Source organism: Sphingobium sp. CCH11-B1 (assembly GCF_001556865.1).
Taxonomy (GTDB): Bacteria; Pseudomonadota; Alphaproteobacteria; order Sphingomonadales; family Sphingomonadaceae; genus Sphingobium.
In genome coordinates, this window is record NZ_LSJY01000134.1 from 130571 (window position 1) to 154870 (window position 24300).

22 protein-coding genes and 1 tRNA gene are annotated in these 24300 nt (G+C 65.3%); 6 read left to right on the forward strand and 17 right to left on the reverse strand.

From position 1 onward, the window contains the following. Nucleotides 1–111: 111 nt before the first annotated feature. The 11 genes from pnp to rimP form a co-directional block, all read right to left on the reverse strand. Complete coding sequence (pnp, locus tag AX724_RS14485; protein ID WP_066767777.1) at nt 112–2460, reverse strand: polyribonucleotide nucleotidyltransferase; 2349 nt, start codon at nt 2458–2460, stop codon at nt 112–114. Between the two features lie 176 nt (nt 2461–2636). Further along, nucleotides 2637–2906: a 30S ribosomal protein S15 gene (gene rpsO, locus AX724_RS14490; protein WP_066767653.1), complete on the reverse strand. Its 270-nt coding sequence runs from the start codon at nt 2904–2906 to the stop codon at nt 2637–2639. 17 nt (nt 2907–2923) lie between these two features. Next, nucleotides 2924–3832, reverse strand: a complete 909-nt coding sequence (gene truB / locus AX724_RS14495) for a tRNA pseudouridine(55) synthase TruB (RefSeq protein ID WP_066767655.1) — start codon at nt 3830–3832, stop codon at nt 2924–2926. A 33-nt stretch (nt 3833–3865) separates the two neighbouring features. Continuing rightward, complete coding sequence (locus tag AX724_RS14500) at nt 3866–4444, reverse strand: thymidine kinase (protein ID WP_066767657.1); 579 nt, start codon at nt 4442–4444, stop codon at nt 3866–3868. Nucleotides 4445–4453: 9 nt separating this feature from the next. Beyond that, nucleotides 4454–5350 carry an alpha/beta hydrolase gene (locus AX724_RS14505; protein WP_066767659.1) on the reverse strand — a complete coding sequence of 299 codons (897 nt, stop codon included), beginning with the start codon at nt 5348–5350 and terminating at the stop codon, nt 4454–4456. Nucleotides 5351–5416: 66 nt separating this feature from the next. Then, entirely contained in the window at nt 5417–5818 is a 402-nt protein-coding gene (gene rbfA / locus AX724_RS14510) for a 30S ribosome-binding factor RbfA (RefSeq protein ID WP_066767662.1), read from the reverse strand. A 116-nt stretch (nt 5819–5934) separates the two neighbouring features. Beyond that, nucleotides 5935–8496, reverse strand: coding sequence for a translation initiation factor IF-2 (gene infB, locus AX724_RS14515; protein ID WP_066767663.1), 2562 nt, complete (start codon nt 8494–8496; stop codon nt 5935–5937). A 67-nt stretch (nt 8497–8563) separates the two neighbouring features. Then, entirely contained in the window at nt 8564–9226 is a 663-nt protein-coding gene (locus tag AX724_RS14520) for a DUF448 domain-containing protein (protein ID WP_066767665.1), read from the reverse strand. Nucleotides 9227–9373: 147 nt separating this feature from the next. Continuing rightward, complete coding sequence (locus AX724_RS14525) at nt 9374–9610, reverse strand: tautomerase family protein (RefSeq protein ID WP_066767666.1); 237 nt, start codon at nt 9608–9610, stop codon at nt 9374–9376. Nucleotides 9611–9614: 4 nt separating this feature from the next. Continuing rightward, the gene (nusA, locus tag AX724_RS14530) at nt 9615–11186 is read right to left on the reverse strand and encodes a transcription termination factor NusA (protein WP_066767667.1); all 1572 of its coding nucleotides are present in this window, start codon (nt 11184–11186) and stop codon (nt 9615–9617) included. A gap of 14 nt (nt 11187–11200) precedes the next feature. Further along, nucleotides 11201–11725, reverse strand: a complete 525-nt coding sequence (gene rimP / locus AX724_RS14535; RefSeq protein WP_066767669.1) for a ribosome maturation protein RimP — start codon at nt 11723–11725, stop codon at nt 11201–11203. Between the two features lie 246 nt (nt 11726–11971). Between rimP and AX724_RS14540 the strand changes: the two genes are divergently transcribed. Then, nucleotides 11972–13108 carry a PQQ-dependent sugar dehydrogenase gene (locus tag AX724_RS14540; protein WP_066767671.1) on the forward strand — a complete coding sequence of 379 codons (1137 nt, stop codon included), beginning with the start codon at nt 11972–11974 and terminating at the stop codon, nt 13106–13108. A gap of 88 nt (nt 13109–13196) precedes the next feature. On the opposite strand, the gene AX724_RS14545 is transcribed toward AX724_RS14540, so the two are convergent. The 3 genes from AX724_RS14545 to tpiA form a co-directional block, all read right to left on the reverse strand. Then, a complete protein-coding gene (locus tag AX724_RS14545; protein ID WP_066767673.1) occupies nt 13197–14828 on the reverse strand; it encodes a CTP synthase in 1632 nt (543 codons plus the stop codon). 90 nt (nt 14829–14918) lie between these two features. Next, complete coding sequence (secG, locus tag AX724_RS14550; protein ID WP_066767675.1) at nt 14919–15293, reverse strand: preprotein translocase subunit SecG; 375 nt, start codon at nt 15291–15293, stop codon at nt 14919–14921. A gap of 221 nt (nt 15294–15514) precedes the next feature. Beyond that, nucleotides 15515–16276, reverse strand: coding sequence for a triose-phosphate isomerase (tpiA, locus tag AX724_RS14555; protein WP_066767676.1), 762 nt, complete (start codon nt 16274–16276; stop codon nt 15515–15517). Nucleotides 16277–16480: 204 nt separating this feature from the next. On the opposite strand from tpiA, the gene AX724_RS14560 reads away from it, so the two are divergent. After that, nucleotides 16481–18331, forward strand: coding sequence for a peptidylprolyl isomerase (locus tag AX724_RS14560; protein ID WP_066767678.1), 1851 nt, complete (start codon nt 16481–16483; stop codon nt 18329–18331). 1 nt (nt 18332) lies between these two features. Beyond that, nucleotides 18333–19853: an anthranilate synthase component I gene (gene trpE / locus AX724_RS14565; protein ID WP_066767680.1), complete on the forward strand. Its 1521-nt coding sequence runs from the start codon at nt 18333–18335 to the stop codon at nt 19851–19853. 107 nt (nt 19854–19960) lie between these two features. On the opposite strand, the gene AX724_RS14570 is transcribed toward trpE, so the two are convergent. The 3 genes from AX724_RS14570 to AX724_RS14580 form a co-directional block, all read right to left on the reverse strand. Then, nucleotides 19961–20650 carry an extensin-like domain-containing protein gene (locus AX724_RS14570; protein WP_066767682.1) on the reverse strand — a complete coding sequence of 230 codons (690 nt, stop codon included), beginning with the start codon at nt 20648–20650 and terminating at the stop codon, nt 19961–19963. A gap of 3 nt (nt 20651–20653) precedes the next feature. Then, nucleotides 20654–21424, reverse strand: coding sequence for an NUDIX domain-containing protein (locus AX724_RS14575; RefSeq protein WP_066767683.1), 771 nt, complete (start codon nt 21422–21424; stop codon nt 20654–20656). A gap of 51 nt (nt 21425–21475) precedes the next feature. After that, nucleotides 21476–21551 (reverse strand) — tRNA-Ala (locus AX724_RS14580). Between the two features lie 223 nt (nt 21552–21774). On the opposite strand from AX724_RS14580, the gene AX724_RS14585 reads away from it, so the two are divergent. From AX724_RS14585 to AX724_RS14595, 3 genes are all read left to right on the forward strand, one after another. Further along, nucleotides 21775–22680, forward strand: coding sequence for a DUF2171 domain-containing protein (locus AX724_RS14585; RefSeq protein ID WP_066767685.1), 906 nt, complete (start codon nt 21775–21777; stop codon nt 22678–22680). A gap of 94 nt (nt 22681–22774) precedes the next feature. Beyond that, nucleotides 22775–23113, forward strand: coding sequence for a DMT family protein (locus AX724_RS14590; protein WP_066767690.1), 339 nt, complete (start codon nt 22775–22777; stop codon nt 23111–23113). A gap of 184 nt (nt 23114–23297) precedes the next feature. Next, nucleotides 23298–24293, forward strand: a complete 996-nt coding sequence (locus AX724_RS14595; RefSeq protein WP_443018722.1) for a phytanoyl-CoA dioxygenase family protein — start codon at nt 23298–23300, stop codon at nt 24291–24293. Nucleotides 24294–24300: the final 7 nt, after the last annotated feature.

Genomic DNA, 24300 nt, shown 5'->3' on the forward strand with positions numbered 1-24300 from the left:
GATTGGGGCGCACATTGATCGAGATTAGGCGGACGGCCGCAGGCACGAAAAAGGGACGCATGGGTTAATCATGCGTCCCTTTTTTTTCAGCATCCATCAGGATACTGCGGGTCAATCCTGCGTCAGGAAATCGGGCAGGCCGGCGTTGGAGCCGTCGTCATCGCCGCCCCCATTGCCGCGGCCGCCGCCATCGCCACGCGGGCCACGGTCACGGCGCGGGCCGCGATCGCCGCCCCGGTCGCCACCACGACCGCCACGGTCACCACCGTCGCGGCGCGGGCCACGACCCCGGTCGCCACGCCCTTCGCCACGATCACCGCGCGGTTCGCGCGGTTCGCGGGCGGGACGGGTGTCCTCCAGTTCCTCGCCGGTTTCCTGGTCGACGACGCGCATGGACAGGCGCACCTTGCCGCGCGGGTCGATTTCGAGAACCTTGACCTTCACTTCCTGGCCTTCCGACACGACGTCGGTCGGCTTTTCCACGCGCTCATTCTTCATTTCGGAGACGTGGACGAGACCGTCCTTGCCGCCCATGAAGTTCACGAACGCGCCAAAGTCGACGATATTGACGACCTTGCCGCTGTAGATCTTGCCGACTTCCGCTTCCTCGACGATGCCGAGGATCCACTTCTTGGCGGCTTCGATCTGGGCGATGTCGGACGAACTGATCTTGATGATGCCCTCGTCGTCGATGTCGACCTTCGCGCCGGTTTCCGCGACGATCTCGCGGATGACCTTGCCGCCGGTGCCGATGACGTCGCGGATCTTCGACTTGTCGATCTGGATCGTCTCGATGCGCGGGGCATGGGCCGACAGTTCGGTGCGGGTCGAGGACAGCGCCTTGCTCATCTCACCCAGGATATGGGCGCGGCCTTCCTTCGCCTGACGCAGCGCGACTTCGAAGATCTCCTGGGTGATGCCGGCGACCTTGATGTCCATCTGCATCGTGGTGATGCCGTTTTCCGTGCCCGCGACCTTGAAGTCCATGTCGCCGAGATGATCCTCGTCACCCAGAATGTCGCTGATGACAGCGAAATCCTTGCCTTCCAGGATCAGGCCCATGGCGATGCCGGAGACCGGACGCTTGAGCGGAACGCCCGCATCCATCATCGAGAGCGAGCCGCCGCAGACGGTCGCCATCGAGGAGGAGCCGTTCGATTCGGTGATGTCGGAAAGGACGCGGATCGTGTAGGGGAACTCGTCCTTGCTGGGCAGCACGGGGTGCAGCGCGCGCCAGGCGAGCTTGCCATGACCTACTTCACGACGGCCCGGCGCGCCGAAGCGGCCGACTTCACCGACCGAATAGGGCGGGAAGTTGTAGTGCAGCATGAAGTTTTCATAATGCAGGCCGGTCAGGCCATCGATCATCTGTTCGGCATCCTTGGTGCCGAGCGTGGTGGTGCAGATCGCCTGCGTTTCACCGCGGGTGAACAGCGCCGAACCATGGGTACGCGGCAGGAAGCCGACCATCGCCTCGATCGGGCGAATCTGCGTGGTGGTGCGGCCGTCGATGCGCTTGCCTTCCTTGAGGATGGCGGTGCGGACGATTTCGGCCTCCAGCTTCTTGGTCAGCTTGATGCCGGCCATCACGGTCTGGGCGTCGAGCCCTTCCTCCGCGAAATAGGCCTTCGCCTTGGCACGGGCTTCGTTGAGCGCGTTGGAGCGGGCGGACTTGTCGGTCAGCTTGTAGGCCGCCGCGATGTCCTTGCCGATGAGCTTGGTGAGCTTCTTCTTGAGATCGCCCAGGTCGTCGCCCTTGGCGATGTCCCAGGGATCCTTGGCGGCCTGTTCGGCAAGGTCGATGATCGCGTTGACGATCTTCTTCGACGCTTCATGCGCGAAGAGGACGGCGCCCAGCATCACGTCTTCCGACAGTTCCTTGGCTTCGGATTCGACCATCATCACCGCGTCGTGCGTGGCGGCGACGACCAGGTCGAGTTCGCCTTCCTTCACTTCGTCGAGCGAGGGATTGAGCTGATACTCGCCATCCTTATAGCCAACGCGCGCCGCGCCGATGGGGCCAAGGAACGGCACGCCCGACAGGGTCAGCGCGGCCGAGGCGGCGATCATCGCCACGATGTCGGGCTCGCTGTCGCCGTCAAAGCTCAGAACCTGGGCGATGACGTTGATTTCGTTGTAGAAACCTTCCGGGAAGAGCGGGCGGACCGGACGGTCGATCAGGCGGGAAACCAGCGTTTCCTTTTCCGTCGCGCCGCGCTCGCGCTTGAAGAAGCCGCCCGGAATACGTCCGGCAGCCGAATATTTTTCCTGATAGTGAACGGTCAGCGGGAAGAAGTCCTGCCCGTCCTTGACCGACTTGGCAGCGGTCACGGCGCAGAGTACCACCGTCTCGCCATAGGTCGCCAGCACGGCGGCGTCGGCCTGACGCGCAATGCGACCGGTTTCGAGAGTCAGGGTCTTGCCTGCCAGCTCGATCGAAACTTTCTTTACATCAAACATGCTTTTTCCTTCGCCCGCCATGGCCCTATTGCCCGGCGGGGCCTCATCTGCGGGCTAAACCGGCCCGCTGCGGTTGCGGGGCATCGTGTGGCCCCTGGGACAGAACGGGTCGCCGGATTGCGCCCCTTCCGGAATCGGAAACGGCCCCGGTTGGGGCCGTTCCTTCTGTAGCAGACTTACTTGCGCAGGCCCAGCTTGGCGATGAGGTCGCTGTAGCGGCCCTCATCCTTCTTCTTGAGATAGTCCAGCAGCGAACGGCGCTTGTTGACCAGCATCAGCAGGCCGCGACGGCTGTGGTTATCCTTGTGGTGACCCTTGAAATGCTCGGTCAGGTTCGAAATGCGTTCCGACAGGATCGCAACCTGGACTTCCGGCGAACCGGTGTCGCCTTCGGCGCGGGCATGTTCCTTGATCAGCGCGTCCTTGCGCTCTGCAGTGATCGACATCGGGCTTCCTTTCGTATCTAGAGATTGAAGCCGCGCACCACCCGGATATCCGGGCCACTGGACTGCACCAGCGCGACGGGCGTATCGCCCGACATCGCCAGCATGAGACCGGTGTGCGGTTTCCCCACGAGCGACTTCCCCTGGCGGAGAGCGAGCGCTTCATCGGGAGTGACGAGCAGAGCCGGGATGTCGTCCAGCCCCGCCGTCAACGGCAGCATCACGCCACCGAGGTCGCCGCCCCTAGCAGCTTCGTCCAATTTGTCCAGCGAAATCGCCGATTCGAGCGTGAAGGGTCCGGCCTTCAGGCGGCGCAGCATGGTGACATGCCCGACCGTGCCCAGCGCCAGCGCGATGTCGCGGGCGAGGCTGCGGATATAGGTGCCCTTCGACACATGGGCAGTGAGGGTGACGGCGCTCAGCAGTCCCCCGCCCGTTCCGAACCGGGTGGGGGCGAGAGAATGGATCGTCACCGCGCGCGTCTTCATCTCAACCTCCTCCCCCTTGCGGGCGAGGTCGTAGGCGCGCTGGCCGTCGATCAGGATCGCGCTGTATGCAGGCGGGGCCTGTTCGATCGGGCCGGTGAAGTGGCGCAGGATCGCCTCGACCTCCGCCTGCGTCGGGCGATGGTCGCTCTGCGCCACCGGCTTGCCTTCAAGGTCCAGCGTGTCGGTCTGGATGCCGAACTCGACCGTGAAGTCATAGATCTTGTCGCTGTCGAGCATCCGGCCGGCGAGCTTGGTCGCCTCCCCCACGGCGATGGGCAGGACGCCGGTCGCCAGCGGATCGAGCGTGCCGCTATGGCCGACCTTCCATTTTTCCGTGCCGCCCGTCACCTCCCGCTGGGTGCGGAGGGCGCGCTTGACCGCGCTCACCGCCTGGGTGGAACCAAGGCCCAGGGGTTTGTCGAGAATGATCCAGCCATGCATGGCGGCCGCCCTTAGCGGGGGTCGCCGCCGCTGTCAGCCCTGCATCTGTTCGACGAAGTGGCGGCGGCAGAGCGCGATATAACGGTCGTTGCCGCCGATTTCCGTCTGCGCGCCCTGGCGGATCGCACGCCCCTGCCCGTCCACGCGCAGGTTCATCGTCGCCTTGCGGCCGCAATCGCACACGGTCTTGATCTCGCTCAGAACGTCCGCCAGCCCGAGCAGGTGAGCGCTGCCGGGGAAAAGTTCGCCCTGGAAATCGGTCCGCAAGCCATAGCAGAGGACGGGGATGCCGAGGCGATCAGCCACAGCCGCCAGTTGCCACACCTGATCGCGGGTCAGGAACTGCGCTTCGTCCAGCAGCACGCAGGACAGCGGCGTATCCTGATGCCGGGCCGCGATGGCGGCAAAAATATCGACCGCCGGATCGAACAGATGGGCCTGCGCCTCCAGCCCGATGCGCGAAACGATGCGCCCCCGCCCGAAGCGGTCGTCCACCGCCGCGGTCCACAGCATCGTGGCCATGCCGCGTTCGCGATAGTTGAAGTCCGATTGCAGCAGGGTCGTCGATTTGCCCGCATTCATCGAGCTATAATAGAAATAGAGCTTCGCCATCGCGCGGCTCTAGCGCATCGTCGGCGCTACGCCAGCGAGGAAACGGACGAGTGCGTCGGCCAGCACGATCCGCTTGTCGGAAAAACTATGGTCGGTGGGCCATATGCTGAGCCGCGCGTCGGGATTGGCGCCTTGCGCGTCGGCGGCGGCCCGGCGCGCCTGATCGCCGATGCCGCGTTCCGCCCCGACGATGCTGAGCGGGCGACGGCCGTAGCCGGCAAGGCGACGGCCAAGGTCGAACTTGGCCGTGTCTTCCTTTATCTCGGCGGTCAGGCTTTCATAGGTGGCACCGGCGAGCGGCGGCAGGTCGCCTGCTACTTCCGCCTTCCACGCAGCCTCCCCCTGTGGCGTCGCAAGCGCGGCGGCGGTTTGCGACGGATCCCATGGATCGATCAGAAACAGGCCGGCGACGCGTGGCTCGGCGGCGGCCGCGTCGGCCGCCATGAAACCGCCCATGCTGTGGCCGGCGACGACGATCGCGCTGGTGTCGATGCGGAAACGGGCGACCGTGGCCGGCTGCTGCAAATATTGGACTGCGGCGAACGCGTCCTGCGAGGCATTGCCGAACGAGAAACGGCCGGGGCTGCCCCAGCTACCGCGATAATGAAGCGTAAGGACGTTCCACCCGGCGCGGCGGGCGGCCTGCGCCAGATCGAGATTCTGCTCATTGCCGGGAAAGCCGTGAAGCAACAGCAGCGTCGGGTGCGTGCCGCTGCCCGACGCGGTGTACATGACCGCATTCATCGCGCCGTCCTGCACGGGGATGACGAAGGCGCTCATGCCGGCGGGATAGGCTGCATCGGGCGACGGGTCGGCGATGACGGCGGAATGGATGGCTGGCTCCCTGGCGTAAGCTGCGGGAGACGCCAGCGACAAGGCGGCCGCGATCCATCCGATAGTCCTCATTTGCACCGCCCCTTCGCCTGTTCGATCAGGTGGTTGTGTTAGCGCAGCGGCGCGCCGGGGCGAAGACTATTCTTCCCCTTCCTCGCCGGAGGGCAGATCGCGGGCGACCTTGGGGTCACGCAGCAGCCGGTCGATATGGCTGCCCTCGTCAAAGCTTTCGTCGGCAAGGAATTTGAGCTTGGCGGCATATTTCAGGCGAATGCGGGTCGCGACCTCGCGCTGAAGATAGGCGGTGTTGGTTCGCAGCGCTTTCAGCACCGCTTCCTCATCCTGCCCCAGCAGCGACTTTATGAACACGGTCGCATGGCGCAGGTCGGGGGACATGCGGACTTCCGTGACGCTCATCACATGACTGGCGAGCACATCGTCATGCACGTCCCCCCGCTGAAGGATGTCGGACAGGACATGCCGCACCTGTTCGCCCACGCGGAGCAGGCGGACGGACGGGCCTTCGGATGAAGCAACCATATGCAATCCTCGTCACCCCGGCGAAGGCCGGGGTCTCAGGCGACAGCGTAGGGGACACGAAATCCCAGCGTTGGCTTCGCCGCCCTTCCGGGTCGCTGGGGTAACGCGTTTTCCCGTTAAAGAGTCCGCTGGCGTTCCTCGACCTCGAACAGTTCGAGCGTGTCGCCGACCTTGATGTCGTTCGTGTCCTGCAACACAGCACCACATTCCATGCCGGCGCGGACTTCGGACACGTCGTCCTTGAAGCGGCGGAGCGACGCGATGTTGGTGCGCGACACGATGACATCGTCGCGGGTGAGGCGCGCGGCCAGGCCCTTGCGGATGATGCCGTCGAGGACGAGCAGACCCGCCGCCTTGTCCTTCTTGCCCGCCGGGAACACCTGAAGCACTTCGGCGCGGCCAACGACCGTTTCGATGCGTTCGGGCGCCAGCTGGCCCGCCATTTCGCCACGAACCTCCTCAAGCAGGTCGTAGATCACGTCATAATAGCGCAGCGACACCTTCTCGCGCTCGGCAAGCTGGCGCGCCTTCGCATTGGGACGGACGTTGAAGCCGATCAGCGGCGCGCGGCTGGCAGCGGCCAGCGTGACGTCGCTTTCGGTGATCGCGCCGACGCCCGAATGCAGGATGCGCACCTTGATCTCGTCGGTCGAAATGCGGTTCAGCGACGACACGATCGCTTCGACCGAACCCTGCACATCGCCCTTCACCACCACCGGATATTCGATGACCGTGGTGTTGAGCGCCGAGAACATATGTTCAAAGCTGGTCGGCGCGGCGGTCGTGCGCTTCTTGGTCGCCTGTTCCTGACGATAGGCGGCGACTTCGCGGGCGCGGGCCTCATTCTCGACGACGGTGAGTTGATCGCCCGCCATCGGCACGCCGGAGAGACCCAGCACCTCGACCGGAGTCGAGGGACCGGCGGTCTTCACCTGCTGGCCCTTGTCGTTGATCATCGCGCGGACCTTGCCGCTTTCCGAGCCGATGACGAAGGTGTCGCCGATTTTCAGCGTACCCTTGCGCACCAGCACGGTGGCGACCGCGCCACGGCCCTTGTCGAGCTGCGCCTCGACCACATTGCCTTCGGCGGCGCGGTCGGGATTGGCGGTCAGTTCGAGCAGTTCGGCCTGCAGCAGGATCTTGTCCAGCAGTTCGTCCAGCCCCGTCCTCTTGAGCGCGGAGACCTCGACGTCCTGCGTCTCGCCGCCCATATCCTCGACCACGATTTCATGTTCGAGCAGGCGTTCGCGGATGCGCTGCGGGTTGGCGTCGGGCTTGTCGACCTTGTTGATCGCCACGATCATCGGCACGCCGGCCGCCTTGGTATGATTGATCGCCTCGATCGTCTGCGGCATCAGCCCGTCGTCGGCCGCCACCACCAGGATGACGATGTCGGTGACGTTCGCGCCGCGCGCGCGCATTTCCGAAAAGGCTTCATGGCCCGGCGTGTCGAGGAAGGTGACGAGATCGCCGCCCTTCGTCTTGATCTGATAAGCGCCGATATGCTGGGTGATGCCGCCGCTTTCGCCCGATACGACATTGGTGCCGCGCAGCGCGTCAAGCAGCGAGGTCTTGCCGTGATCGACATGGCCCATGATCGTCACAACCGGCGGACGCGGCTTCAGCGTCTCGGGCGCGTCGAATTCGCCTTCCATGCCGATCTCGACGTCGGCGTCGGACACGCGCTGGATGCGGTGGCCGAATTCCTCGACCAGCAGCTCCGCCGTATCCTGATCGATCGGCTGGTTCAGCGTGACGGCAGTGCCCATCTTGAACAGGGCCTTGACCAGATCCGCGCCCTTTTCGGCCATGCGGTTGGCCAGTTCCTGCACGGTGATGCTTTCGGGCACAACGACGTCGCGGACCTGCTTTTCGCGCTGCTGGCTGCCGCCGGCATAGTGCGCACGACGCTCCTTCTCTCGCGCGCGCTTCAGTGCGGCGAGGCTGCGGGCGCGGGCGCTGTCGTCATCCGCGAGCGCGCGAGTGACGGTAAGCTTGCCGGCCTGACGGCGATTGTCGTCGCCACGCTTCGCCCGCTCGGGCTTGGCGGGTTCGGGGCGCTTGACGGGCGTGACCGGGGTGAAGCGGCGCGGCGGCGGCGCGGCAGAAGCGGCCGGAGCGGCAGCCGCCTCCTCCGGCGTTTCATCCGCGGCAGGCGCGGCCGGTTCCTCGACCACTGCCGGCGCGGGGGTCGCTTCAGGCGCGGCTGGCGCAGGCGCGACATCCGCCTCCGCAGCGAGGCGGTTCTCCTCGGCGCGACGCTTTTCCTCTTCGCTCGCGGCCTGGCGCGCGGCATCCTCACGGCGTCGCACATCCTCCAGCGCAGCCATGCGGGCTTCCTCAGCCTCGCGCAGCAGCTTGGCCTGCAGTTCCTGACGCGACATCAGGCTCTGCGGCGCGGCGGGACGGGCCGGCGCGGCCGGCTGCGGCGCGCGCTGTTGCGGCGCGGGCGCGGCGGGACGCTGGGCCGGCGTCGGATCGGGCTGGGGCGCAGTCGCAGGAGCAGCACCGGCCGTCTCGCCGGGCTTGCCCAGAACACGGCGCCGCTTCACCTCAACCACGACCGTATTCTTGCGGCCATGGCTGAACTGCTGCTGCACCTGGCCGGATTCCACGGTCCGCTTGATGCCCAGCGGCTTGCGGCCCAGAACCGGCTTGTCTTCCTTGCTGTCACTCATACGACTGAACTGTACCCTTCAAACATGCACCCGACCGGAAAAGGCCCGTCGGCGCCCAATATGATGCCTAGCCGCTGACGCCCGGCGCATCGGCGGAGACATGCTCCACACGCGCAGGCGCCCCGTTAGCGCAACCCAGATAGCTTTCCAAGCGGCCTATGGCCGCGCGCAGGCGCGAGGCAGCGCGCGAGTCGATTACCGCGATATGGACGACATTATCCCGCCCCATTGCCATAGATAGGGCGTTCCGGTCCACAGGCAAGGTTATCCCCGCCAAATCCGTGCCTTCCGCTTCCTGTCCGACGCGCAAGGCCTGATCCAGCTTGCGATTGCCGTCCGCCGCGGCGTCGGCGGCGTGGAGCAGCAATTGCACCTGCCCCTTGCGGCAGGCGACGTCGATCTTTTCCGAGCCCGTAAGGGCCATCGACGCGCGCGCCTCCAGCCCCAGCCGGTCGAGCAGCGCGCGGCGCAAACCATCCTCGATCAGCGCCGGCAGATCGTCTGGAATGGAAAGATCGTTCGTTTTGAACGCGCGCGCGAGCGCGCCCCGGAGCTTGCCCTTGGCCAGCGCGGTTTCCAGTTCGGCGCGGCTGACGCCGATCCATGCGCCGCGTCCAGGTGCCTTGGCGCGGATATCGGGCAGCACTTGCCCTTCGGGTCCGACGGCCAGGCGGATCAGCGTTTCGGGATCGGCGCGATCGCCGGTCAGGATGCATTTGCGTTCGGTCATGAACACCTCCCCTGCTGCGCCGGACGCGTTTCCGCGAGAGCAGGAACGCGGTTCCGCCGCCGGGAAAGCACGAAACGACGGGACCGGCTCCCCGCTTTCGCGGGAGCACAGGGTCCGAACGGCAATGCTTTGGAGAGCGTCAGCCTCTCATCGGGGAGTGTCCGCAGCATGGGCGTCCTCCCTTGGTTGCGGCGTTGCGGCGCGGTCGGCGAGCAATTGCCCGGCGGCCGCGTAATTTTCCGTGGAAATTTCGGAGATCACGATCTGGACGGCAGCCGCCGGCTTGCCCAGCCGCTCAACGAGCGACCGGGTGACATCGGCAACGACCGCGGCCTTTTGCTCGCGAGTGGCGCTGCCCGCCAGGCGGATGTCGACGAACGGCATTCCCTTACGCTTCCTCTTCGAACCAGTGGGCGCGGGCAGCCATGATGATCTCGTTGCCCTGCTCGTCGCTCAGGCCATAGGACGCCAGGATGCCGCCCTTGTCCTCGCTGCCGCTGTCATTCTTGCGGCGACGCTGATCGACGCGCTTCTTCTGCACCAGTTCGTCGGTGGCGAGGTCGGCAAGATCGTCCAGCGTCTTGATGCCAGCCTTGCCCAGCGTCACCAGCATGGCTTCGGTGAGGTGCGGCATGTCGGCCAGTGCATCCTCGACGCCCAGCGCCTGACGCTCCTCGCGCGCAGCCGCCTCGCGGCGCTCCAGCGCTTCCTGCGCACGGCTCTGCAGCTCGGCGGCCAGTTCCTCGTCGAAGCCCTCGATCCCGGCGAGTTCGTCCACCTCGACATAGGCGACTTCCTCCAGCTCGCCGAAGCCTTCGGCCACCAGCAGCTGCGAGAGGGTTTCGTCGACGTCCAGTTCGTTCTGGAACATTTCGGAGCGGGCGACGAATTCCTTCTGGCGCTTCTCCGACGCGTCGGCTTCGGTCATGATGTCGATCGCCTTGCCGGTGAGCTGGCTGGCGAGGCGGACATTCTGGCCGCGGCGACCGATGGCGAGCGAAAGCTGATCGTCGGGAACGACCACCTCGATGCGCTCTTCCTCCTCATCGATGACGACGCGGGCGACCTGAGCGGGCTGGAGCGCGTTGACGACGAAGGTCGCGGTGTCCTCGCTCCAGGGGATGATGTCGATCTTTTCGCCCTGCATTTCCTGCACGACGGCCTGCACGCGGCTGCCCTTCATGCCGACGCAGGCGCCGACCGGATCGATGCTGCTGTCGCGGCTGATGACGCCGATCTTGGCGCGGCTGCCCGGATCGCGCGCGGCGGCCATGATGGTGATGACGCCGTCGTAAATCTCGGGGACTTCCTGCGCGAACAGCTTCTTCATGAATTCGGGATGCGCGCGGCTGAGGAAAATCTGCGGCCCGCGATTTTCGCGGCGGACGTTGAGCACGACCGAGCGGATGCGGTCGCCGACGCGGACGACTTCGCGCGGAATTTGCTGGTCGCGGCGGATGACGCCTTCGGCGCGGCCCAGGTTGACGACAACATGGCCGAATTCGACCGACTTGACGACGCCGGTGATGATCTCGCCCACGCGGTCCTTATATTCCTCATATTGCCGCTCGCGTTCGGCGTCGCGGACCTTCTGGAAGATCACCTGCTTGGCTGACTGGGCATCGATACGGCCAAGGTCGATGGCGGGCAGCGGATCGACGATGAAGTCGCCCACCACGGCGTCCTTCTTGAGCTTCTGTGCCTGCTTGAGATCGACCTGCTTGAAATAATCCTCGACCACGTCGACCACTTCGACGACGCGCCACAGGCGCAGGTCGCCGCTGTCGGGGTCGAGCTTGGCGCGAATGTCGTTCTCCGCGCCGTAGCGGGCGCGCGCCGCGCGCTGGATCGCGTCTTCCATCGCCTCGATGACGATAGCCTTGTCGATCATCTTTTCGCTCGCCACCGAATTGGCGATGGCGATCAACTCGGCCTTGTTGGCGGAAATGGCGTTGGCCATGACGTTATGAACCCTTATTCCTCGGTTTCAAATTCATCCGCCCCATCGGAAGAGAGCGGCATTGTAGCAGAAATCAGTCGATCGGTCAGCACCAGCTTCGCATCATGGACCAGGGCGAAGGGGATGCGCACATCCCCCGCCTTCGCATCGGTGAAGAGGATATCCTCGCCCTCGATGCCGTTCAGCACGCCACGGAAGCTCTTGCGCCCCTCGACCGGTTCGGTCGCGGCGATCTTCGCTTCATGCCCGACCCATTCGCGATAGTCGTGCAGCCGGGTGAGCGGACGGTCGATGCCGGGCGAGCTGACTTCGAGGCGATAGGCTTCCTCGATCGGGTCAGTTTCGTCCAGCATGTCCGACAGGCGGCGCGAGATGGTGGCGCAATCCTCGATGACGAGCTGCTTCGTCTTCGGGTCTTCGGCCATGATCTGCAGCGTATAGTCGTCGCCCGACCCGAACAGCTTGATGCGCACGAGGTCGAAGCCCAGGGCCTTCACCTCAGGTTCGATCAGCGCGGTCAGTGCGGCGATGTCCGCCATGGAGTCTCCAGATACGAATGTGCAGCTTCCTTCGTGCCGCGAGCGATCCGCCCGCGACCCCGACATGTTTGACGATGTAAGGAAGCAAGGCGGATATAGGCGCGGCACCGAATTTCTGCAACATTATTCGTGCCCGATCATTTTAGGGGGAATTTCCAGCCGCGTTCGCCCCGAGCTTGTCGAGGGGCCTATTTTCCTTTCAAGAAGAGCGGGGCCACGACAAGCTCAGCCCGAACGGAGAACAGAATGTCCCGCACCGTGATGATCGCCGCCCTGCCCCTGCTGCTGATCGCCTGTTCCAGCGACGGCGCGAACAGCCAGACCGCGGCCTCGGCCGACAAACCGTTCAAGACATCGATCATCGCAGATTTCGATTCGCCCTGGGCGATGACCTTCCTGCCGGACGGTCGCGCGCTGGTGACGGAGAAAGCGGGCGAGATGATCCTGTTCGATCCGAAGAACGGCACCAAAATCCCGGTCGCGGGCATTCCGAAGGTCGACAGCGCTGGGCAAGGCGCGCTGATGGATGTAGTGCTGTCGCCGACATTCGACCGGGACAAGGCGGTCTATTTCAGCTTTTCCGAGGCGCGCGACGGCATGAAGGGCGTGGCGCTCGCCAAGGGCAGCTTCAATCAGGCGAGCGATGGGACAACGAAGCTGGACAAGGTGCAGGTGATCTTCCGCGCCAGCCCCTATGTCGATGGGAACGGCCATTATTCGGGCCGCATCGCTTTCTCGCCCGACGGCAGATATCTGTTCTTCACCAATGGCGAACGACAGAAGTTCGACCCGGCACAAGACCCCAAGGCGACACTGGGCAAGCTGTTGCGGCTGAACCTTGACGGCACGCCGGCCGCCGGCAATCCGTTGGCCGCGAAGGGCTTTCATCCGGCTATCTGGTCCTACGGCCACCGCAACCTGCTGGGCATCGCCTTCGACAAGGACGGGCGCCTGTGGGAGCAGGAAATGGGGCCGAAGGGCGGCGACGAGGTGAACCTCATCAAGCCGGGCCTGAACTATGGCTATCCCCTGGCGTCGAACGGCAGCCATTATGACGGGCGCGACATTCCCGATCACAAGGCGGGCGACGGGTACGAGCCGCCCAAGGTCTGGTGGAATCCGGTGATCTCGCCGGGCGGGCTGCTCTATTATTCAGGGGACCTCTTCCCGCAATGGAAGAACTCGCTGTTCATCGGCGGTCTGTCCAGCCAGAGCCTTGTCCGCGTGAAGCTGAATGGCGAGAGCGCGTCGAAGGCCGACCAGTGGGACATGGGCGGCCGCATCCGCGAAGTCGAGCAAGGCCCCGATGGCGCGCTCTGGCTGCTTGAGGATGGCAGGGACGGATCGCAGGGGCGGATGCTGAAGCTGACTCCGGCCAGCTAAATCCTAACCCCTGCGTAAACTGGGTCTCAGGCGGCCGTAAGCGACATGCCGCCTGAGACGCCAGCCTTCGCTGGCATGACGCTTCTGGTTATACAAGCCGGCTCTGCTTGACGGCCGCTTCGATGAAGCTTGCGAAGAGCGGATGGGGGTCGAAGGGTTTGGATTTCAGTTCCGGGTGGAACTGCACGCCCACGAACCAGGGATGGTCCGGCCGCTCGACGATTTCAGGCAATGTGCCGTCGGGCGACATGCCCGAAAAGATCAACCCGCCCTTTTCCAGCGGCTCGCGGTAGCCGGCATTCACCTCGTAACGGTGGCGATGCCGTTCGCTGATGTCATTCGTGCCGTATATGCCCGCGACTACGCTGTTGCCGGTGAGCTTCGCGGGATAGGCGCCCAGCCGCATCGTGCCGCCCAGATCGGTTTCGGCGGTGCGTTTCTGAAGTCCTTCCGCGCTCATCCATTCGGTGATGAGGCCGACGACCGGCTCCGACGTTTCGCCAAATTCCGTGGTCGATGCGTCGGCGATGCCCGCCGTGTTCCGCGCGCCTTCGATACAGGCCATCTGCATGCCAAGGCAGATGCCGAAGAAGGGGACGTTGCGTTCGCGCGCGAATTTGACCGACGCGATCTTGCCTTCCGACCCGCGCACGCCAAAGCCGCCGGGGACGAGAATGCCGTGCATGGGTTCGAGGCTGGCGGCGAGATCGTCGCCCTTCTCGAACAGTTCGGCGTCGATCCACTTGATGTTGACCTTCACCCGGTTGGCGAAGCCGCCATGGGTCAGCGCTTCATAGAGCGACTTATAGGCGTCGAGCAGGCCGACATATTTGCCGACCACCCCGATCGTCACCTCGCCCTCGGGATTCTGCTGCCGGTCCATGATGTCGGTCCAGCGGTCAAGCTTGGGCGCGGGCGCATCGGCAATGCCGAAGGCGCGCAGCACTTCCTCGTCCAGCCCTTCGGCATGATATTGTTCGGGCACCGCATAGATGCTCTTGGCATCGAGCGCGGGGATGACCGCTTCGGGCCGGACATTGCAGAAGAGCGCGATTTTTCGCCGCTCGCTTTCGGGCAGCGGCTTTTCACAGCGGCACAGCAGGATGTCGGGCTGGATGCCAAGCGAGGTGAGTTCGCGCACGCTGTGCTGCGTCGGCTTGGTCTTCAGCTCACCCGCCGCCGCGATATAGGGCACCAGCGTCACATGCACGAAGATCGACTGGCCGCGATCGAGGTCGTTATGCAGCTGGCGGATCGCCTCCATGAAGGGAAGCGATTCGATGTCGCCCACGGTGCCGCCGATTTCGCACAGGACGAAATCCAGATCCTCGGTATCCGCGGTCGCGAAGGCCTTGATCTCGTCGGTGACGTGCGGGATCACCTGCACCGTCGCGCCCAGATAATCGCCGCGCCGTTCCTTCTGAATGATCGTCTGATAGACGCGACCTTGCGTCACATTGTCGCTCTGGCGCGCGGAAACGCCGGTGAAGCGCTCATAATGGCCCAGGTCGAGATCAGTCTCCGCCCCGTCGTCGGTCACATAGACCTCGCCATGCTGGTAGGGCGACATCGTGCCGGGATCGACGTTCAGATAGGGATCGAATTTCCGGATTCGCACACGGAAACCCCGCGCCTGCAGCAGTGCTGCAAGGGATGCGGCCATCAGGCCCTTACCAAGCGAGGAGACCACGCCGCCGGTGATGAAAATATACCGCGTCATGGGAGGAGAGGCTTAGCCTTTCGGAACAACAAAGGGCAAGCGCGCGAATCCACGCACGCTTAAAAAAAGATCGAAGGATCGATGGAGCGGTTAGTTGGCGAGCGGAACCGCGCCGTTGGACGCGGGCGCGGACGCCGCGTTGCTCGCCGCGCCAGCCAGCGGATCGGCGTTCGGCTGGGCCGGCGCCGACTGGGTGGCGGGCGCCTGACGCACCAGCGAGGTGTCGATGTCGGCCGGCGCGTGCCGCACCGATGCGATCACCGCCATGATGATCGACAGAATGACGAAGATGCTGGCGAGGATCGTGGTGGAGCGCGTCAGGAAGTCCGCCGCACCACGCGCCGACATGAAGCCCGAGGGGCTGCCGCCCACGCCCAGGCCACCGCCTTCAGACTTCTGCATCAGGATGACGGTGACCAGCAAGGCCGCCACGATGGCCTGCACGACGAGGAGGAAGGTGAACATGCGACGTTTCTGTCCGGTGATGGGTGGGTTGGCGCGCACATAGCGACGATGGGGCGTCGGGGCAACCTGTGGCTGCACCCAGTCTTTTCAAGCTCACCTCCAGCCCGTCGTCACGCCGGACGCGTTCCAGGCTTCATCCATGCCGACGGGCGCGGACCCCGAAGGCGCGATGGATGCCGAAACACGTCCAGCATGACCAATCCTGGCCGGTTGGCCGCTCGTCAGGCCGCTGCCTTCATCCGCCGGTCGGCCGCCTCGATAATCGGGGCGAACTTGGCGGCGGAAAGGCTGGCGCCGCCCACCAGGCCGCCGTCCACATCGGCGATTGCCAGGAGGTCGGCGGCATTGTCGCCGTTCATCGATCCGCCATAGAGGATGCGCACCTTGTCCGCTTCCCCGCCGATCCGGGTGGCGAGAGCGGCGCGCAGGGCGGCATGCATCGACGCGACCGCCTCCATCGTCGGGATGCGGCCGGTGCCGATCGCCCAGATGGGTTCATAGGCGACGGCCAGCCAGTCGGCCGCCGCGCCTTCGGGCAGGGACGCGAGCAGCTGTTCCGACACGACGGCTTCGGCGTCGCCGGCGTCGCGCACCTCGATCGTCTCGCCCACGCATAGGATCACCTTCATGCCGACGCGGTGGGCGGCTGCGGACTTCGCCGCGATATCCTCGTTGGTTTCGCCCCGCGCTTCGCGCCGTTCGCTATGGCCGGTGATGACCCAGCTCGCCCCCGCTTCGCACAGCATCTCTGCCGAGAGCGAGCCTGTATAGGCGCCACTGATGTCCATATGGCAATTCTGCGCGCCGATGAAGGCTGCGCCGCGCCGCTCCGATCCCGCCATGATGAGCGTGGCGGGGAGGCACAGTCCCACCTCCACCGCCGGGTGTTGCGCCGCGACCCGGCCGATCGCTTCCACCTCGTCGAGATGCGCCCGCATCCCGTTCATTTTCCAGTTGCCGACTACCAGCTTGCGCCTGTCCATCGCCTGTATCCCTTGTCATTATTGCTGCACGTCGCCCCCGCCGTTCCGCCGCCACGGCTTTGGCCACGGCGTCTCCCCGGATCGGCGGGATGCTGTATCGAGCCGATGAACGGCCCTCACGCATTTGTCCAGCCCAAGCCTTGCCGACAGACGCTTCCCCGCCTAAAGCGGGCCGCCATATCGCCCGCAGTTCCGGACCCATTCATGCTCTCTGTCTTTCGCCGCATCATCCATTCCAAGTTCGGCGCGCTGATCGCGATCCTGTTCCTTGGGATCATCGCCGCCGCCTTCATCCTGGGCGACATCAGCAGCGGGAAATTCGGCGGCGGATCGATCCTGAGCGGCGGGTCGGCCGCCAAGGCGAAGGGTTATTCGCTGAGCGAGGGCGAATATCAGGACCGGGTGCAGCGCGTGTTCGAAAATGCGCGCAAGTCCAATCCGGGCCTTCAGATCGGCGATTTCCTGGCGCAGGGCGGCGCGGCCCAGGTCTATGACCAGCTGGTCGCGGCACTGACGCTGAAGGCCTTTGCCGACAGCCAGGACGTCCATATCTCCAAGCGGCTGGTGGACGCGCAGATCGCGCAGATCCCGGCCTTTCAGGACGCAGCCGGTAATTTCAGCCAGGATCAGTTCCGCGCCCTGCTGTCGCGCGAGCGGCTGACAGAGCAGGCGCTGCGCGACGACATCAGCCGCGAGATGCTCCAGCGGCAGCTGCTTGCTCCCGTAGGCCTGGGCGCGAAGCTGACCGACAGCCAGGTGATGCCGTACGCGTCGCTGTTGCTGGAAACGCGGCAGGGCATGGTCGCGGCGATCCCCTCCATTGCGTTGCTGGATGACAAGAATCCGACCGATGCGCAGCTGGCGGACTATTACAAGAAGAACAGCGCGCGCTTTACGATCCCCGAGCAGCGCCGCATCCGCTACGCCCTGATCGATGCTCAGCGCTTCGCGCAGGCGGCCCAGCCCACCGACGCCGAGATCGCCGCCAATTACAATCAGAACAAGGCCGCCTACGCCGCCAAGCAAAGCCGCAGCGTCGAGCAGCTGGTGCTGCCGACCGAGGCGGGCGCGAAGGCGATCGCCGCGAAGGTGAAGGGCGGCGCGTCGCTCTCCGCCGCCGCGCAGGGCGCTGGCCTTGCCGTGGCCACGCTCGCCGACCAGAGCCGCGAGGCGCTGACCGCATCGGCCGGCAAGGCCGCGGCCGACGCCGCATGGGCGGCGAAGCAGGGCGATCTGGTCGGGCCGATCCGCGCGCCGCTCGGCTGGTTGCTGGTGCGGGTCACGGCGGTCAAGGAAAAGGATGCGATCGCCGACGGCGGCACTTTCGAGGAAGTGGTGAAGGACAACGGTCTGAAACTGGAAACCAGCCCGCTGGTCCTGGCGACAGGCAAGCAGGTGCGCGACGCGGCCTTCACTGCAGGACCGGACTTGCAGCCGCTGATCGCGCCCGTGTTCGGCATGAGCGCCGACGACGACGCGCAACTGGTGCCGATCACGCCGGACAAGCGCTACGCGCTGGCCGCGCCGGGCGAGATCGTGGCCGCAGCGCCGCCGCCGCTGGCCGAGGTCAAGCAGCTGGTGCTGGCGCAGTACAAGCTCAACGAAGGCAACCGCAAGGCGAAGGCGCTGGCCGACCAGATCCAGGCGAAGGTCGCCAAGGGCATGAAGCTGACAGACGCGATCGCGCAGGCGGGCGTCAAGCTGCCCCCGCCGCAACAGCTGGGCGGCCGCCGCGCGGACATCATGCGCGGCCAGCAGCGTCCGCCGGCGGAAGTCGCGATCATGTTCGCCATGGCGGCCAACACGGTCAAGACGCTGCCGATCGGGCAAGATCGCGGCTATTTCGTGGTTCAGCTCAACAGGATCGAGCGCGGCGACGCCAAGGGGCAGCCCGAACTGCTCAATCAGGTCCGCACCCAACTCGCAGAGGTGGTGGGCCAGGAATATGGCCAGCAGTTCGAGCGCGCCGTCGAGAAGGATCTGGGCGTGACCCGCAATGCGAACGCGGTCGCCAAGGTGCGGCAGGCGTTGTCCGCCACCAACAGCGGGCAGTAAAATGACGGTGGCGGGGGGAGCGGACGGCATCGAGAGCGCGCGGGCCGCGTTGGCGCGAGGCGAATCGGCGCTGGTGTGGCGGCGGCAGATCGCGGACACCGACACGCCCATTTCCGCCGCGCTCAAGCTGTTCGAGCCCGACCGGGGCGACTATCTGCTGGAATCGGTGGAGGGAGGCGCGGTGCGCGGCCGCTACAGCCTGATCGGCCTCGCTCCCGACCTCGTCTTCCGCGCGCAGGGCGAACGGGCCGAGATCAACCGGCAATGGGCGACTGACCGCGACGCCTTCGTCGCGGAGAGCGCCGGCGCGCTCGATGCGCTGCGCGCGCTGGTGGCGGAATGCCGCGCCACGATGGACCCGGTCCTGCCCGCAGCGCTTGCCTGTCTGGTCGGCTATTTTGGCTATGAGACTGTGGGGCTGGTCGAGAAACTGCCGCGTCCCGCCCCCAATCCCATCGGCGTGCCCGACATGCTGTTCGTGCGGCCGACGGTCATCCTGATCTTCGACAGGCTGGCCGACCAGCTGTTCATCATATCGCCGGTGTGGAAAGGCAGCTTCACAGACGCCGACCGCGCGATAGAGACCGCGCTTGAGCGGATCGACGCCGCCGCCGCGAAGCTGGCCGCGCCCCTGCCGCCCCTGCCAGCACCGACAAAGATCGCCGATGTCGCGGTGACGCCAGTGCTGGAACCGGGCCATTACGCACGCATGGTGGAGCAGGCGAAAGACTATATCGTCGCGGGCGACATATTCCAGGTGGTGCTGGCGCAGCGCTTCACCAGTCCCTTCACCCTGCCGCCCATCGCCCTGTATCGCGCATTGAGGCGGATCAATCCGTCGCCCTTCCTCTATTATCTCGACCTGCCCGGCTTCGCGCTGATCGGCTCCAGTCCCGAAATATTGGTGCGCGCCCGCCACGGCGAAGTGACGATCCGCCCCATCGCGGGTACGCGGCCGCGCGGCACAAACGCCGTGGAGGATGCCGCCAATCGCGAAAGCCTGCTCGCCGATCCCAAGGAACGGGCCGAGCATCTGATGCTGCTGGACCTGGGCCGCAACGATGTCGGTCGAGTTGCCGCCGCCGGATCGGTGACGGTCACGGAAAGCTACACCGTCGAATTCTACAGCCACGTCATGCACATCGTGTCGAACGTGGTCGGGCGGCTGGCGGAGGACAAGGATGCGATCGACGCGCTGTTCGCCGGCTTCCCCGCCGGCACCGTGTCCGGCGCGCCCAAGGTCCGTGCCTGCGAGATCATCGCCGAACTGGAGCCGGAGACGCGCGGCGCCTATGCCGGCGGCGTCGGCTATTTCGGGCCGGACGGCAATATGGACAGTTGCATCGTCCTGCGCACCGCCGTGCTGAAGGACGGCATGATGCATGTGCAGGCGGGCGCCGGCATCGTCGCGGACTCCCAGGCCGAATATGAACAGCGCGAGTGCGAGGCGAAAAGCGGCGCGCTGCTGGCGGCCGCGCGCGAGGCTGTGAGCGTGGCGCGGCAAGCCGGGTACGGACAGTAAGCCCCCGGAGCATTTTCGAAGCGGACGGCGTCGTCCGCTGCGTGGGAAAATGCGGAAAACAAAAGATAGTTAGAGCATGATGCGATTCAGTATGAACGGATCATGCTCTAGCGGCAGGCGCGCCAGCCGGTCGCCCCGCGTTCCGCCTGGTCGAGATGCAGATGGTCGCGATGCGCCGCATTATAATCGGGTGACAGCACGGTCGAGAACAGGTCGCAGGCACCGTCACGCACGTCGCGCAGGAAAGCTGCGTTTTTCCCCTCCCCCTTCCAGTCCCCGACGATGCTGATCTGCCGTCCGTCCTTCAACACGAAGGCAGCGACATCGATCGCGTCGGCGGTCGCATGTTCACTGAAATCGCCCGCACTCCGCCCGTACATGCGACGGCAGCTATAGCTGCCGAAATGGCGGATCGAGCGGACCGGCTGGCCGTACAACAGCTTGAGCGCGGCGACGACGGGGCAGGACGGCGCGACCGACGCGGGCGCGAGCGCGATGGCGTCCCGATCCGGCCGCAACCGCAGCGCATCGGCATAGGCGCACTGTCCCGTGCCGCCCGGCTTCATCGCGACATAATCCACGCCGGCCCGATCGAGCAGCGCGCGGCAGCCCTCTGCGTCTCCGGTCAGCGCAGCCAGCTTTCGCCCGGTAAACATACCGATCGGCTGCGACAGGTCGAGCGGCGTCCAGGGCAAGTCCTGCGGCCGCTGGCGCAACCAGGCATAAGCGAGGAAGAGAAGGAAAAGGACGCCGGCGAGAACGATGAGGCGGCGGAGGGTCAGATGGAGGCGGCGCATGGATCAACCACGCAGGGCATGCTCCATTGGTTCCGACGTGACCGGATAGCCCAGATGATCGGGAATGCAGATATGAAGCGTCCCGTCCCTGATCTCCTGCCACGGCCGGATCTTGTCGACAGGAAAGCGCCTGGCGTCCGCGGTCAGCGCCTCGAACGAAGGAGACAGCGCCAGCCGCTCGAGATTGCGGCGCGTGGGAAAGATGACATGGCCCCGCCCCGCGTCGCACAAGGCGAGCGTGTCGGCGGCGCTGCTCCAGAACAGGCGGACATTTTCCGTGGTGTCCACGCTCGCGACCTGCCCTTCCGGCGCGCGGGCCAGGTAGAAACGCGCATCGTAGACCCGCCGCAGCCGGTCGGACAGCGGGGGGTGCCAGCGCGCGAACGGAATGAGCGCGTCGAGGTTCAGCGAAAGGCCATGCCGGTCCAGCAACTCGCCCAGCGTCCGGCCGTCGCGCAGCCCGTCGCGCAGCCGCAGCACAGTCGGCTGGTCGATCACGCCCTCAAAGCCGAGGCCGATGCCGGCTTCCTCGATCGTTTCGCGAATGGCGGCAATGCGCGCGGCGGCATCCTCCACATCCAGCGCGCCGGCCGCGCGCGCGGCGAGCATATGATCGCCTTCGTCCACGCCACCGCCGGGGAAAACCAGCGCACCCGCCGCAAAGGCCATGGCGGGCGACCGTTCCACCATAAGCAGTTCAGCCGATTGCCCTGGCCGATCCCGTACGACGACCAGCGTGGCCGCAGATCGGGAGGAACGTTCATCATCTGTCATGGATACCGCATGCAGCGGAAAGCCTTCGGGAACAACCCCCTGTGGAGGAGTTGGTGGAGCCGAGGGGGATCGAACCCCTGACCTCGTCATTGCGAACGACGCGCTCTCCCAGCTGAGCTACGGCCCCGAAGGAGCGCTGCCTATAAGCGAGCGATTTCCGGCGTGCAACGGTCTTTGTGCAAAAATCTGCGTGCCTGTCCGAAGACCTGCTTTGCGCCGCGACGGGCCGGCAAGGCGCGCCGTGGATGGGATATTACCCCGGCGTAACGGCCGGAACGTTGGTCCGGTCCACTCATTGTTCAGGGTGACGACGCCCGACGCGCGTCGCCGGCAAACGAAGGAGAAGGACGATGGGTTACCAAGGCGGACGCCGCTATGGTGGCGATGACCGATATTCGGGCAACTGGGATCGCGGCGGTGATCGCTACCGGGGATCGGGCGACTATCGGCGCGACGATCGCGGATATCGCTATGGGACGCGCGGACAGTTTGGCGGCCCTGACTATCGCCGCCCGCCGGGCGACTATGACCCGGAGGACCGTGGCTTCCTGGACCGTGCAGGCGACGAGATTCGCAGCTGGTTTGGCGACGAGGAAGCAGAACGTCGCCGCGAATATGACGATTATTATAATCGTCCCTATGGCGATCCCCGCGACCAGTCGAGCCGGATGGGCTTCGCTTCGGCCGCGCGCAGCGACTATCTGCCCAATCGGGGCTATGCCCCCTACACCAACGAGCGCAGCGGTTTCGGCAGCGAGGACCATGGCTACCGCACCCGCGCCTACGGCCCGCAGCAGGACTATGGCGCGCATCACGACAGCAATTACCATAGCTGGCGTCAGCAGCGCATCGACGAGCTGGACCGCGACTATGCCGAATATCAAAATGAAAATCGCGACCGCTTCAACAGCGAATTCGGCGCGTGGCGCACCCGGCGCGGCGAGCAGCGGCAAGCGATCCAGCAGGTTCGGGAGCATATGGACGTCGTCGGCAAGCTGCGCGGCGACCGCATCATTCTGACCAAGAATGACGAGGATGCCGGCGGCGTGCATCATTCGATCCCATCAAGCTGGATCAAGACGGTGGACGCGACACGCGTGACGCTGGAGAAGACCGCAGCGCAGGCGCAGGACGCCTGGCGGACCGAGCGCGAGCAAGGCGCGATGTTCGGCGGCCGCGACGAAGACCGGAGCGGATGGAGCCAGGAAGGCCAGTCCGGGTCGAGCACGGCGTGGAGCCAAACCCGTTATCGCTGATCGCGCGTGACGCTGGAAAAAGGCCCGGTGCTGCAACCGGGCCTTTTTTCTGTTCGCTTGCATCGCGCGCCTTTCCAGTGGCAAGCAGCGAGCCATGCCCACTTTCCTGCTGCTGCTGCTCTCCAACGTCTTCATGACCACGGCCTGGTACTGGCATCTGAAGGGCGGCATGAACAAGCCGCTGCTGGTCGTGATCCTCATCAGCTGGGGCATCGCCTTCGTCGAATATTGCCTGGCCGTGCCCGCGAACCGGATCGGCTATGCCCATGGCTGGAGCGCCGGGCAGTTGAAGATCGCGCAGGAAGCGATCGCGCTCATCATATTCGGCGTGTTCATGGTGACGGTGCTGGGCGAGCCTTTGCACTGGCGGCACGCGGCGGCCTTCGCCTGCATCATGGCCGCCGTGGCGTTTTTGTTCGTCGGGCGCAGCTGATCCGTTTCGGGCGCAATGTCGCGTCGGAAGCAGACGGTTCGGAACCGCGCGCGGCGTCACAATCTCCACTCCCCCGTGGCGCAGGACGCCATCAACGCCCAACGGATAACGGATTGGAAAAATTTGCTCGACCTTGGCGGATGATGGCGTCAATGCGTCGCATATGCATTTTCAATCGATGTGGATGATGCCCTTCTGGTTTGCGCAGCTGTTCACGGGCGCAAAGTCATTCGTGGACAATCCGCTGATCGGATCGAAAAGGCTGAACGGCATCGGCTTGCATGCGGGGCGGGTTCGGGCTGCGCACGCGTTGACGGCATTCAGGCGGCGCGGGCTTGCCGCGGCGGTCATGCCAGAGGATCGGGCGGCCTTCGATCGCGACGGCGTGGTCGAAATCCGCAACTTCCTGCCCGCTCCGCTTTTCCGCGCAATGCAGGCGGACGTCCTTGCCTATCGCGGCGCGGCCCGCGAGACGGTCCAGGGCGACACTGTCACGCGGCGCATGGCGGTCGATCCGCAGGCGATCCGGGCGATCCCCGCCCTCGACCATTTCCGCAAGGATGAGCGCTGGCGCGCGCTGTGCCGCTATGTCGCGGGTTTCGACGTCGAACCACTGCTTTATATCCAGTCGATCATGCCGAACCGGCACGATGCGCCCCGCGACCCGCAGCATGAACTCCATGCCGATACCTTTCATCCATCGATGAAGGCCTGGCTGTTCCTGGAGGACGTGCCGGCGGAGGCCGGTCCCTTCTCCTATGTGCGGGGATCGCACCGCCTGACACCGTCACGGCTGAAATGGGAACATGCTCGCAGCCTCAGCGTCCGGGACGAAAACTGCCGGCTTTCGGCGCGCGGTTCCCTGCGCATCCGGGCGGACGAACTGGACGGTCTCGATCTGCCACAGCCCAGCGTCTTTGACGTGCCCGCCAACACGCTGGTTATCGCAGACACATTCGGCTTCCATTCGCGCACCGCTGCCGCTGGCCCGGTTACGCGCGTCGAACTATGGGCCTATAGTCGGCGCAATCCGTTCCGCATTCGCCGCGGCTGGGACATCGGCAGCCTGCCCGGGCTGGCCGAACGGCGCATCCCGCTGCGCTGGTGGCTGGGAGACAGGGTCCACCCCCTCATCCGCCAGCAATGGCGAGCGGTGGGCAAGAAATCCGCATTCGAATAGCGGGGCT